The sequence below is a fragment of the Psychrobacter piechaudii genome, assembly GCF_900162825.1.
Classification (GTDB): domain Bacteria; phylum Pseudomonadota; class Gammaproteobacteria; order Pseudomonadales; family Moraxellaceae; genus Psychrobacter; species Psychrobacter piechaudii.
Genome location: NZ_FUGE01000132.1, coordinates 1 through 13,082, shown reverse-complemented (window position 1 = coordinate 13,082; position 13,082 = coordinate 1). Strand labels below are relative to the sequence as shown.

Here is a 13,082-nt window from a genome sequence, read left to right as displayed (position 1 = left end):
TTTTTCTGCTAAAAGACTCTTTCTGCCTCTGCCAGCTGCGTCATAGACACTAGTGATACCATGCAACCAGTATTTCCTTCTTATGGTATAGACGCTTCTAGGGTTATAGCCAAAGTTCTCTGCTACGGTCGCTATAGGATGACCTTGACTCAGTTGATGCAGCATGAGTAGTCTGATTCGCGCTCTGGCACTGCCTTCTGTTTTAGATAATTGCAGAAAATCGTGGTCTGTGAGTTTATGGTTTCTAGGGGTTTTTTTCGGCATATGATTCTATTATGTTGTTGAGTTGGTTATATTGTATATTATTTTGTGGAATTGGTATAAGTAGAAAAAAGTTGAGAGCTTGATTAAGACCCATAAAAAAACCACCCAATGTTGGGTGGTTTTCTGTATCACGTTAAATTACAAAGCATTAAAGTGCTTTTAACTGCTCCATCTGCTCGCTCATTACCTTAAGCTGACCTTCTAGCTCTTCTAACTTCGCCTTCTCCGCCTCGACGACTTGCGCAGGGGCTTTACTCACAAAACCTTCATTACCAAGCTTACGAGCGATGCCTTCTGCTTGCTTCTGCAACTTCTCTTGTGATTTGGCCAGACGATTAAGTTCAGCCGTTGGGTCAATCAGACCTTTCATTGGAACCAATACACGCAGTTTACCGACCATACTTGATGACGATAATGGCACTTCGTCACCTTGTTTTAAGATGGTTAAGCTTTCTACTTTGGCCAGTGCTTTGAACTGGTTTTCGATACGGTTTAGACGCTCTAGTTGCTCCTCAGTGATGTTCTCAAGTAGCACAGGCAGACGCACCGCGTTACCTAGCTTCATCTCACCGCGAATATTACGCACGCCAGCGATAAGCTCTTGCAACCATGTCATGTCGTCTTCAACTTGAGCATTTACTTGAGCCTTGTCCATTTCTGGGAACTTAACCACCATGATGCTGTCGCTATTTTTGCGATCTAATAACGGAGCAATAGTCTGCCAAATCTCTTCGGTCAGATACGGCATCATTGGGTGCGCAAAACGTAGCGCCGTCTCTAACACATGCAATAACACATAACGGATTTGCGCTTTACGTTGCTCTGATACTGAGTCGTCGTTCAGGCTGGCTTTGGCAAGCTCCACATACCAGTCGCAATATTCGTTCCAGATAAACTCATAGATATCATGGCTGACCATATCCAAGCGATACTGCTGATAATGCTGATGGATATTGGCAATCGTTGAGTTTAGGCGGCTCATAATCCATTTTTCTGGCAGTTCCCATACGTCTGCATTGGCTGCTGTATCGATAGGTAGAGCGTTACCTTCTTTGTCGACACAGTTCATCAATACGAAACGGCTAGCGTTCCAGATTTTATTACAGAAGTTACGATAGCCTTCTACACGTTTTAGATCAAAGTTAATGTCACGACCGGTGCTGGCTAAAGAGGTAAAGGTGAAGCGTAGTGCATCCGTACCATATGCAGGAATCCCTTCTGGGAACTCTTTACGGGTTTGCTTCTCAATCTTAGCTGCATCTTTCGGATTCATCATGTTGCTGGTACGTTTTTCGACCAGGGTTTCTAAGTCGATACCATCGATTAAGTCGATAGGATCTAGCACGTTACCTTTGGACTTCGACATCTTCTGACCATGGCTGTCACGCACTAGACCATGGACGTATACCGTCTTGAATGGAACTTGTGGCGTACCATCTTCATTCTTCATAAAGTGCATGGTCAGCATAATCATTCGGGCCACCCAGAAGAAAATGATGTCGAAGCCAGTCACTAACACGCTAGTTGGGTGGAAAGTCTCAAGTACTCGCTTATCATCAGAGCTATCGCCCCAGCCTAGGGTACTAAAGGTCCATAAGCCTGAGCTAAACCAAGTGTCTAGCACGTCTTCATCCTGACGCAGCTCGACGCTGTCATCTAGATTGTATTTGCTACGAACTTCGGCTTCATCACGGGCAACATAGATATTGTCATCATTGTCATACCAAGCAGGAATGCGATGACCCCACCATAGCTGACGGCTGATACACCAGTCTTGTAGGTCAGTCATCCAAGCCATATACATGTTTTTGTACTGGGCTGGTACAAACTCAATACGGCCATCTTCTACCGCTTCGATCGAGGGCTTAGCAAGCTGTTCAACCGCAACATACCATTGGTCGGTTAGCCAAGGCTCAACGATAACACCACTGCGGTCACCACGAGGTGCTTTTAAGGCATAGTCTTCAATCTGATCTAGCCAGCCCTCATCTTTAGCTTGTTCAACTAACTTTTTACGGGCATCAAAACGATCTAAACCAGCATAGGCTTCTGGAGTAGCTTCAAGCTCAGGATTGCGGGTTTGCAGATTAGGGTAAATCTCCATTTCTGGCAAGATATGCGCATATTTATCGAAGATATTAATAAGCGGGGTGTTGTGACGGCGGCCTAGCTCATAGTCATTGAAATCGTGAGCAGGAGTAATTTTAACCACACCGGTACCGAACTCAACATCAACATAATCATCAGCCACAATCGGCACTTCACGACCAGTAATGGGCAAGGTAATGGTTTTGCCCACTAGGTGTGCGTAGCGCTCATCTTTCGGGTTTACCGCAACCGCTGTATCGCCTAATAAGGTTTCAGGACGGGTGGTTGCTACCACTACATAGTCTTTACCGTCTTGAGTCTTAACGGATTTGTCGGTGAAGTAATAACGGAAATGCCACAATGAGCCTTTTTCGTCATGGTTTTCAACTTCTAGGTCAGACAAGGCAGTTTGGAACTTAGGGTCCCAGTTGACCAGACGTTTACCGCGATAAATAAGCCCATCTTCATGCAAACGCACAAACACTTCTTTTACCGCTTTGGATAAGCCTTCATCCATGGTAAAACGCTCACGTGACCAGTCAACCGATGAGCCTAGACGACGAATCTGACGGGTAATGTTACCGCCCGACTCTTCTTTCCACTCCCAAACCTTATCGATAAAGTCTTCACGGCTAAGGTCAGTACGCTTGATGCCCTCGGCATTTAGACGACGCTCAACCACCATCTGAGTAGCGATACCAGCGTGGTCAGTACCTGGCTGCCACAAAGTGTTCTCACCCAGCATACGATGGTAACGGGTTAACGAATCCATAATGGCATTATTAAAACCATGACCCATATGCAGGCTACCGGTCACGTTCGGCGGTGGCAAGGCAATAGAAAATGACTCATCGCTGTCGTATGTCGGCTTAAAGTAGCCCTTTTCTTCCCAGTCTTGATACATGCCTTTTTCGACTTCGCCTGGGTTATACGCATTTTCTAATTGTTTTAATGCTGATTGGATAGATGCCGTCAAATTTTGATTGCTCATAATAGAAACGTCTTATGGTTAATGATGGATGTTTAAATAAAACACAAAATATAAATGAATGCGATACCCTGATTTTAACGCAGATGGCGCAATTTTGTTAGATGGTAAAACCAAATGTGTAAGCGCAAGAAGGCTACATAGGTAGAGGTGGCGGAACTCGAGGGTTGTCCACACTATATACGGCAGTGCCATAAGCAATGGCTTCGACCATACTGCCCGTCAGATTGATACTGGTCACTTCTAGCCTTAAGCCGTAAACTTGATTATAGCCCAAAAACTGAGCTTCTAATTTCATACGCAGCACAGCTTCACGGCGGGCCCGCTCTAATAAGGTCTCATAGGTGGTGAGGTTTTTGCCAAATACGCTTAACAAACGGGCGATAATCATTTTAAAGAAGTCTTGGGCAATAACCACGCTGCCCATTACCAGTACACCTTGGGTACCATCGCTGATTTTAGGCTGATAAAAGCGCTCACTTGAGACAACAATATGGCCCAATTCTTTTTCGGCCACATCAAGATATTTAATATGATCACCCTCATTAAGACGGCCAAATATCCAGCCCACAAAAAACAAGCCAATAAAAACAATATTATTAAACAGAAAATCTAACACCACATCCATTACTGTAGACCCTTATAGTAAGTGATGTCGATTAAACCTTCTCTCTGGCTCAAAGTCATTGGTTTTTCGTGCCTTCCGGTGGCAAGGGGGGAACCTGCGTCGCTTGAGGGGCAGCGGTAAAAGGCTCGCTATAAGGATTGGCCGTAGGCGCTGTGGGATTATTGAAGGCAGTATCCCTATCAGGAATAGCTCTAACCGCGGTGCCATAGACAAATAACTCAGAGGCGCCTTGCGCAATACTCGAAGTAGAAAACCTAATGCCCACAACAGCATCAGCACCCAACGCTTCCGCCTTTACCAACATACGATCTATCGCCTCTTGACGCGACTCTTCCAGCAATTCGGTATAAGCAGTCAATTCGCCACCAACAATATTTTTTAGGCTGGCAAAGATATCTTTCCCGACATGCTTTGAGCGTACGGTGCTGCCATATACCACATCCAATCGCTCGGTTATGATATAGCCTGGCAGGTGTTCAAGATTAGACAGTTGTATGCTCATGTTTTACTCTTCAGTATTAAATAATAAAAACAGCTCGCTTAGGTTGCCTTCAATGCTATTGGCCATCTGTGCCAATGCATCATCGTCACGGCGAATGGCCGCTAAATCTTCATCTTCCTCACCGTCGACCGTATCAATACCGCTAAATACCATCATCGGTAAGGTTAGCATGGCCACATCTTCGGAGCTTTCTTCATCGCTAAACCAGTCTACGTTTTCATCGCCGTACATGGCATCAACGAAACCAATAGACCAAGCGGTTAATTCAGATTCTGGCGAAAAATCCATTTCCCCTGAGTCTTCATCAATCTCTAACGGTAAGGCGATACCTTCTTCGCTTTGTAAGTCCTCTAACAACTCCGCACGCCATTCTTTAATAGCTACTTTTACCTCAGCACTGACCTTAGAGTCTTGACCCTCAAACAATAGGGATAACCAATTCGGTAAAGGCTTGCCGACTATGGTTGCAGTCAAAAATCCGTGAGTGGCCACACTGTCTAGCCCATGGGCATTGGCGTCAGAATCCAGGAAGTTTTGTAACTCTTCTAAAGTCATAGTATTCTCATTTATTTTTAATTTGAAAAGGTTGCAGGATATTTTTTTGGCGCTAATAACAGTTGACGCTAGAAATAGCGGGACGTGGCAAATAGAATGTGGTGTGAATGAACAGTAGATGTGTTTATTCTCCCACTAAATTATTTAGAAAAAACTTAGTAGGTAAAAAAGGGCAGCGGTCAGCATGGGGCTAACCGCCTATATTATTCATCTTCAGCTTCGTTATCGAAGTCTTCATCATCAAAGTCTTCGTCATCGAAGTCGTCAAAATCATCATCAAAACCATCTCTTAGCTCACGAGCCAAGCGTTTTTCTTCTAACATGTTATCGATTAGACGACGTTTTTCTAAACTGGTTAAGCGTGCCGCTTCCGCTTCTGCTTCGTCCACTTTTTTTGCGTCATCATCATCTTCAAAGTTTTCATCATCGAAATCATCAAGATCATTATCACTCATTTCATCATCCTCTTATGTTAATGGTCTGGTTTGATCTGACCCATTAAATGTAGTGGGTTACCTTTAACTGATTACTAGTTGATAATTTTTAGCCATTATCAACAACCTATACCTATATTCATAAAAACGCTAGTTTAATTAAGTTAGCCCATTAAGTTAATAGGTAATGGCAAATTTAATTTAGAGCCGAAAGTAGCACTGCATCACGAACATCGATCAAACGCTGCATCATCGAATCGTTCACCCCTTCTAAGGACGCACAATCACGCTCATAAACCGTAGTTGGGTTTTTCAAACTGTTCAACTGGATATAACCACGCAACTGTTTGATTCCCTCTACGGGCAGCAAGGCAAGGATATCCCCTGCTCTTGCATTGTTAATCAACAATTGCTCCATTTTTTCACTGGTAGCCTGGTCACTTACCCCAGCGACTACCTGTAAAGCAAAACGTTGTAATTCACGATGCTTGATATAAGTGACTTCATTTAGCATGACATAAGCTTTGGCCAACATAATTGCGGCCAGTCCTGCCCTACTATGGCTAGTGGTTGCCAAAAATTCAACCGTTGCCCCGTTCTCATCAAACACCGGTTTATTATTTAGTTTAATTCCAAATAAAATCGGTTGTTTTATCAGCTCATCAATCGTGCGCTGCAACAGCTGAGTACACAGGGCAAAGTAAGGCTCTGATTTTTCAAACGCTAATGCACTCAATAAAGAGTTAGGGTCATAAAAGCGAATTTTCACAGTCGCCACTTCAATGGGTCTATTGGCCATCAAAGATTGCGGCTTAGCTTCAGTCTCAGTCGTTGCGGCTCGTGTCTCTGTATTCTCGGCATCTGCTGCTTCACTCTCTGTCTTGCCAGCGGCATTATCATCTATTTTGGTTAAAATGTCTCGCTGAGAGTTCCCTGTATTGTCTGCAGCCGTTTGTTCTGAGTGTTTAGCATTAGGATCACCCCCTTCAGCCCCCTCTTGCTGAGTCTTAATATAATTTCCCAGCGCTTGGTGGATGCTTAGTCCATCTGCAGGACGAGTCTCATCTGATGACTCAGAATCTTGACGTTGCAGTGCTACTCGGCCCCTTCCCTGACCTTGGTTTTGAGTAATCAAGTAATCCTGTACATCCCGACTAAGCGCTGCCAATTGTTCACGGGTAGGACGTGCCACGTAGCCGTATAACAGCCAAATCAGCAGATGGGTAATAAACGATCCCAAGATGAATATCCACTGTGAGGCAATAATCTCACCATTACCCGTATCGCGTAAAGTCATATTGACGGTACCAATCACGGTATCACCCATAATGACTTGACGACTCATGGTTTTACCTTCTAAAAGTTGAGCTTCGCCGGTTTGGATTAAGACCTGATCATCAATGTCTTTTACCGTTAAACTGGCGACTGTGTTTTCACTGGTATATCGTCCCGTTAAAACACTTAAGCTCACTTTATCTTTACTCAATAAAGGCAGTTTTACTTCGTCAATCAGTTGAACAAGCATTCTTTCGCCCGTTTGCATTTTAAGCTCATCAAGCTGCTGATTGGTGCTAATTAACAGCAATGTGGTCTGAATAAAAAAGCTGATGAGAATAATTATGGCAAACAAGCCTTGCCGTGGCGCTAAATAGGTCATGTTATGCTAAACTTTTGTTAGTAGGTAGGGGTGTCCCGTCTTGGGCACGCTCTATTATTCCTAATCTTGCTTACGCTTACAAGGGGCTTAGCTCACCATGACAAAAAATACTACAACTAACTACCAAAATAATGCGATTTTGGCTTCTCAAGACACCTCTGTATCCTTGAGCAATGCCACTGCAAACTTCGCCCACTTCGGTTCAGGCATGACTGCGCACTTAAAAGCTTGGATTACTGCCTTACAAAAAGCCAACGACTTATTGCCAAGCCACTTACGCTTTGACGACGTGGATTTTGCAGAAGAGACCCAAGAAAACGGCAAAATCTCTTTGAGCCTTATTGAACAGTTAGAAGATCTGCCGGTATTTGCGCTGTCAGTTGTGGTACAAAAGCAGGCTTTATTACCTGTAGAAACTGGAGAGGATAAAAAGGCGGCTTTCGAGGCTCATATCGCTGATTGGGCGGCCCAAAATCCATTATGGCAAATTATTAAAGTAGTTCGTAGTACCGATAGTCTACAGGACAGTACCGGTAGTGACCGCTTGACCCCTGTGTTTACCTACCGCTACATCTTAATGCCGGCAGACACTGCCATCATGCAGCCCGGTAAGAAATCAGCGGCCGCGCGTCTGCTTGATGACGGCATTACCGCACATTTGCGTCAATTTATTGAAACCCTGCCGATCACCCATAACCTAGGCGGTGATGCGGCCATTGACTGTCATATTGTGTCTTTGGCAAAAATGTTGCGCCCCCACCGTGTCGCGGTATTTGACATGGACTCTACCTTAATTGAACAAGAAGTAATTGTGGAGTTGGCAAAACACGCCAACATTGGCGATCAAGTCAGAGAAATTACTGAGTCAGCGATGCGCGGTGAGATAGACTTTGATACCTCTTTTAGTGAGCGAGTGGCCCTACTAGAGGGATTGTCTACCGATGCTTTAGATGAGATTCAACAACAGCTCACCTTGTCTGCTGGAGCACGCACCCTTATCGCTACTCTGAAGTCTTTGGACTATCACACCGTCTTGGTCTCTGGCGGCTTTACTTATTTCGCTGAGCGCATTGCTAAAGAGCTTGGCATCGATGAGGTGCATGCCAACGACTTAGATATTGAAGAAGGTGTAGTCACCGGCAATGTAAACCTGCCTATTGTTAATGGTGAGCGTAAGGCTGCTTTGGTTCAGCAAGTGGCAAATCGCATGAACATCAGTACCGCTCAAGTTATTTGTGTCGGTGATGGCGCCAATGACTTGTCTATGATGGCCCTTGCCGATTTAGGCGTGGCTTATCATGCTAAGCCTATCGTGCGTGCGCGTGCAGATGCCGCTATTAATGCCACAGGGCTTGAAGGCGTACTATACGTTTTAGGCTATGCCGCTCAAGACCTACTATAATCGTTAATAACAGTAATCATATAGTCTCCAGCAATATTATGGTTAGCGTAAAGTCAGATTCTATTCCTGCTACTAGTGGCTATAGAGTCTGACTTTTTTATTTGCTATTTTTTGAATGGGTGTTCTAACCCCGATAATTTGCAAAAAAGTTAGCTTGTTGGGTTACCCTGAAAAATATTTACAAAATAAATTATTTATCTTTTTTTATCTTTTTTTGTGAGTATTAAGCCCCCTCTAGTCTAGACGAGGGTGTCAAATTTTTGCCAAAACTAAACGACAATGATTGTCGTAAGTTCTCTAGTTATTCTTTGTATTTTAAAAAAACATCGGCATAATAACTATCAACCAATCGCAACATTCGACTTCTTACACACAGCTTTGTGTTGTACCTGTTGACCGTTCACGAGGCAAATTACATGGCAACTTTTACCACTATAGCCACCAGCACGCCTGGGCTATCTGGCACTTTTAATTGGTCTACTTTAGGTTATATGCTTCTCGCTGTAGGCATATTAGCCACTTACCTATCTGGTCGTCGCTATCTGTTGGGTTACTTACTTGGCGGTATGGGTTATTGGGTATTAATCGAGGGCATCCAATCAGTCGTGGTTAATGTCACCTCAATGAGCAGTGGTTATGGCTATCTAACAGCTGTTCTACTTACTATTGCTGTGGCAGGCTCTTATTTAGGCTACCGCTATAAGCAGTTTGTCGCTACTATGGAAACTCAAAAAACTGGGGTTGAATCATTAAGTCGCCGTACTGCGCCCGTTGCGGCAGCCGTTAAAGCACGCACCCCGAAAGATAAGTATATTGAACATACCCCTATTTATAACAATTACAAACCACGCTTTCGCAATTAAGTTAGACCCATTAATTCAAATTAATTAACTGAAGCCAATAACAACCCAATAATAAAAAGTCCAACTCACTAATTTATCTAATAACAAACAACCAAAACCTTATAAATTTTCGTAATCCTTAATTAATACCTTCATAACGCCTCATTAACTTAATGAGGCGTTATTGTTTTTATGGCAGTAGCTTTTAAGGCCTTACCTTTAAGCTAGTAATTTTTAGGATAGTGCTTTTAAGCTAGAAAGTTGGCAACAAACTAGCTTACCTAGACTTGCAAAACGCTTACAACTGGCCATATAAATTGACAATAATATGGATTACAATAGCGATATATTTATATTGTGGCTTTATAAGCTACTTAATCCCTCTCTTTTTATCTGGACTTAATTATGTTTACTGTGCCTGTATTAAATATCAAAGCCAATCCTTTAGACGCTTTATTGGCCGTGGTTGGCTACCGCTTATCTATGTTAGCCAAAAGTGATGACCCCAATATTCAGCAAATCTTAGAAGGTCGTAAAGTATCGATCGAGCTTGGTAGCGAAGCTGACGGTATTGCTCGCTATTATGTATTTGATGAAGGTACTTTTCAGCAATATGCTGGTAAAGCAAATGAGCCAAGCCTACGTATCGACTTTAAAGACTCAATGACTGGCGTTAAGCTATTAACCGGCGGTGACGTAGCCGCTTTCATGACGGCCATTCAAGACAAAGAGCTTAAAATGGAAGGCGATTACAGTCTGTTGATGTGGTTTAACCAACTGGCCAAACATATCGTTCCAGCGGTGCCAGAAGAGCTTAAGCCTCTATTAGAAAAAGCTCGCCCGCTAACTGAAAAAGCCCAAAGCTTAGCCACACAAGCCATCAGCTTAGCAAAACAAAAACTTTCTAAGTGAAATAAATTGCCCTTTATTTTAGGTTTATTGTTTACTTGGAATGAAATAAATTAAAAGCCTTTAAACTTTTACTCAATGCCTAAGTGGTTTATGCTACTTAGGCATTTTTGTTACTCTGAATAGCTACCATTAAATGATACAATTAAGCCAATTATAAAATTCATGCTAATAATAAAGCGACTTGAGAAGTAACGCAGCTAATTAAATTAGCCCAACTTCATTACATTACTACACGTTGCTATTTTACAAAGGATTGTCACATGAGCACCTTGGTTCACCCTGGTATCAATACCCATGTCGAGGGTAATAACGAAATAACAGCCATAACAGATCTTCAAAACTCGACTAAAATTAGCCGAGACTACATTGAGTCGCTGTTTGAAATGCCCTTTATGGATTTATTGTTAAAAGCACAAAACGTGCATCGTCAGCATTTTAATGCCAATGAGGTCCAAGTTAGTACTTTGTTGTCTATTAAAACCGGAAACTGCCCTGAGGACTGTGGCTACTGCTCTCAGTCTGGTCATTATCGCGACAAAACTGGGCTAGAGGCAGAAAAGCTATTGCAAGTTGAGAAAGTAATAGCAGCCGCTAAAAAAGCAAAGGCTTCAGGCTCATCTCGTTTTTGCATGGGTGCAGCATGGAAACACCCTAGTGATAAGGACATGCCTTATATTGCCACCTTAATCAAAGAGGTCAAAGCTTTGGGGTTAGAGACCTGTATGACCTTGGGCATGTTAAACGCTGAGCAATCACAGCAGCTGGCAGACGCCGGACTCGATTACTATAATCACAACTTAGATACCTCGCGTCGCTATTATGATGAAGTAGTGACTACCCGTAGCTATGATGACCGCCTGCAGACTATTGATCATGTGCGCCGCTCTGGTATTAACGTCTGTAGTGGTAGTATTGTCGGTATGGGGGAGAGCCGAGAGGACCGTATTGATTGGGTGCACCAATTGGCCAGCATGCCACTGCCACCAGAGTCTATCCCTGTCAACCTATTGGTGCCCATTAAGGGCACACCTCTGGGCGATAAAGTGCTCAGTGAGGGGCAATTACCAGTGCTCGAGTGGATTCGCACCATCGCTGTAACTCGCATTTGCTGTCCTAGCAGCTATGTTCGTCTGTCGGCGGGACGTGAAAGCTTGTCTGATGCTGAGCAGGCCTTGGCCTTTATGGCCGGTGCTAACTCCTTCTTTTATGGGGATAAGCTGTTGACCACAGGTAACGCCAGTCAATCCAATGATGACAGACTGATGAATCAGTTGGGACTAAAACCGATGGCGCCAAAACCTGCGTTAACGGTTATCGATGCTCTAAGTGGCCAAAAGAGCCAGGTTTAAAAAAGACCACGTTTGAGGGTTGAAAAACCCTATAATTAAATTCATATCCATAACTAAATCAGTAACTTAACTGGGATAATAACCATGGTAGATTATTTTAACTGGATAAAAGCAGCCCACGTCATCTCTATGGTGTGCTGGTTCGCGGCTATATTCTATTTACCCAGATTGTTTGTTTACCACGCCATGAGCGAGGATAAAGTGAGTCAAGACCGCTTTGTCATTATGGAGCGTAAGCTTTTTCGGGGGATTATGACCCCCTCGATGATTGCCACTTGGATTTTTGGGTTATGGATGTTGGTCTTGGGGTGGGAAGCTTATAAAACTCAAGGCTGGCTGCATGTTAAGTTACTGCTAGTGGTTTTATTGTCCGCTTATCATGGCCTTTGTGGTATTTATCGCAATAAGCTGATTGAAGACCCCAACTACAAAAGCCACGTCTTTTGGCGCTGGTTCAATGAGGTACCAGTACTTATTTTAATAGCAGTGGTGGCATTGGTGATCGTCAAACCTTTTTAAGTTCAGTCAAGCACCCCTATTAAACTTATAAGCTTGGGCGCATCACGTTATAGGTATGCGAGACATCGTATACCTTATAACGGGCTGGCTCATTGCGACTTTCACCCGCATAACTTAAGATCAACGCCTCATTATTCTCCCGATTAAGCCATCCCACAAACAGACCACTGTGCTCAATATCATTGTAGCCATGGTTGATATAATACAGCCAATCTCCCGGTCTTATTTCATTGGTATCGATAAAAGGACCGTACGGATACTCGCCTTTAAATACTGTCTCTTTGCTTACCCCTGCTCTGTTAAAAGCTGCATTTAGATAATCCCAGCAAGAGCCTTTGATAATCTCTTTATTATCTAGTGCCATTTGGCGTACGGTGCGTAGCACTTGTTGACTCGCTCCTACCGATCCTTGCTCAGCTCGGTACAATGTGTCTATATGCTCAGCTTTAATGTTGGGGGCAGAAGCATAGTTTTGATAAAAACTTGCTGTTGCCGGTGAGCCAAAAATAGGGGCAGCGCCATAACCCTTCATAGGACTATATTGACTGAAATTCTGGCTCTTTTGGCGAATAAGATCGGCCAAATCATCAGCGTGTAGCAGTGAGTTTGGTAGGAGTCCTAACGACACGGCAGTAATCAAAGGCAAGCTCTTATTAGCTATCAACTTTAAGCTGTGACGACAGTGACCACCTAGGCGGTTTTTAGCATTAGAAAACTGGGCTTTTTTTCTAGAGAGCATCATTTCGAAAGTGGACACATCCATGTATCCCTCCTTAATAGCAAGCCAATATTTCAGGTAATTACTTAATTTCTCATATCTACCTAATGGTTAATATCCCCAATTTGACTTCCTCCCCTCGCTAAACCGAGGGGATTCCTACAGCTAGACGGTCAAGCCCGACCGCAAGGATGTTCTTAGCAGCATTGATATCTCTATCATGC

13 protein-coding genes and 1 pseudogene are annotated in these 13,082 nt (G+C 43.5%); 5 read left to right on the top strand and 9 right to left on the bottom strand.

Features of this window, described 5'->3' with window-relative positions:
- The 7 genes from A1019T_RS07340 to A1019T_RS07310 all read right to left on the bottom strand — a co-directional run.
- Positions 1-264: helix-turn-helix domain-containing protein (locus A1019T_RS07340; RefSeq protein ID WP_143514050.1), on the bottom strand; the 264-nt coding region annotated here is incomplete at its 3' end.
- 148 nt (positions 265-412) lie between these two features.
- Positions 413-3,343 carry a valine--tRNA ligase gene (locus A1019T_RS07335; RefSeq protein WP_077451075.1) on the bottom strand — a complete coding sequence of 977 codons (2,931 nt, stop codon included), beginning with the start codon at positions 3,341-3,343 and terminating at the stop codon, positions 413-415.
- A gap of 133 nt (positions 3,344-3,476) precedes the next feature.
- The gene (locus A1019T_RS07330; protein ID WP_077451074.1) at positions 3,477-3,968 is read right to left on the bottom strand and encodes a YbjQ family protein; all 492 of its coding nucleotides are present in this window, start codon (positions 3,966-3,968) and stop codon (positions 3,477-3,479) included.
- A 55-nt stretch (positions 3,969-4,023) separates the two neighbouring features.
- A complete protein-coding gene (locus A1019T_RS07325) occupies positions 4,024-4,470 on the bottom strand; it encodes a YbjQ family protein (protein WP_077451073.1) in 447 nt (148 codons plus the stop codon).
- 3 nt (positions 4,471-4,473) lie between these two features.
- A complete protein-coding gene (locus A1019T_RS07320; protein ID WP_077451072.1) occupies positions 4,474-5,025 on the bottom strand; it encodes a YecA/YgfB family protein in 552 nt (183 codons plus the stop codon).
- Between the two features lie 203 nt (positions 5,026-5,228).
- A complete protein-coding gene (locus A1019T_RS07315; protein ID WP_077451071.1) occupies positions 5,229-5,480 on the bottom strand; it encodes a PA3496 family putative envelope integrity protein in 252 nt (83 codons plus the stop codon).
- Positions 5,481-5,655: 175 nt separating this feature from the next.
- Positions 5,656-7,116 carry a hypothetical protein gene (locus A1019T_RS07310; protein ID WP_077451070.1) on the bottom strand — a complete coding sequence of 487 codons (1,461 nt, stop codon included), beginning with the start codon at positions 7,114-7,116 and terminating at the stop codon, positions 5,656-5,658.
- 97 nt (positions 7,117-7,213) lie between these two features.
- On the opposite strand from A1019T_RS07310, the gene serB reads away from it, so the two are divergent.
- The 5 genes from serB (at position 7,214) to hemJ (ending at position 12,140) form a co-directional block, all read left to right on the top strand.
- Positions 7,214-8,518 (top strand): phosphoserine phosphatase SerB, encoded by a 1,305-nt coding sequence (gene serB, locus A1019T_RS07305; RefSeq protein WP_077451069.1) that lies wholly within the window; start codon positions 7,214-7,216, stop codon positions 8,516-8,518.
- A 416-nt stretch (positions 8,519-8,934) separates the two neighbouring features.
- Positions 8,935-9,381: an AciT family ciprofloxacin tolerance protein gene (gene aciT / locus A1019T_RS07300; RefSeq protein ID WP_077451068.1), complete on the top strand. Its 447-nt coding sequence runs from the start codon at positions 8,935-8,937 to the stop codon at positions 9,379-9,381.
- 384 nt (positions 9,382-9,765) lie between these two features.
- Positions 9,766-10,272: a hypothetical protein gene (locus tag A1019T_RS07295; RefSeq protein WP_077451067.1), complete on the top strand. Its 507-nt coding sequence runs from the start codon at positions 9,766-9,768 to the stop codon at positions 10,270-10,272.
- Positions 10,273-10,532: 260 nt separating this feature from the next.
- The gene (gene bioB / locus A1019T_RS07290; protein WP_077451066.1) at positions 10,533-11,621 is read left to right on the top strand and encodes a biotin synthase BioB; all 1,089 of its coding nucleotides are present in this window, start codon (positions 10,533-10,535) and stop codon (positions 11,619-11,621) included.
- An 84-nt stretch (positions 11,622-11,705) separates the two neighbouring features.
- On the top strand, positions 11,706-12,140 hold the full coding sequence (hemJ, locus tag A1019T_RS07285; protein ID WP_077451065.1) for a protoporphyrinogen oxidase HemJ: 435 nt from the start codon (positions 11,706-11,708) through the stop codon (positions 12,138-12,140).
- 25 nt (positions 12,141-12,165) lie between these two features.
- On the opposite strand, the gene A1019T_RS07280 is transcribed toward hemJ, so the two are convergent.
- Both A1019T_RS07280 and A1019T_RS13660 read right to left on the bottom strand, forming a co-directional pair.
- Positions 12,166-12,903: a hypothetical protein gene (locus A1019T_RS07280; protein WP_077451064.1), complete on the bottom strand. Its 738-nt coding sequence runs from the start codon at positions 12,901-12,903 to the stop codon at positions 12,166-12,168.
- A 97-nt stretch (positions 12,904-13,000) separates the two neighbouring features.
- Positions 13,001-13,082: pseudogene (locus A1019T_RS13660) on the bottom strand (RNA-guided endonuclease TnpB family protein); the annotation flags it as partial.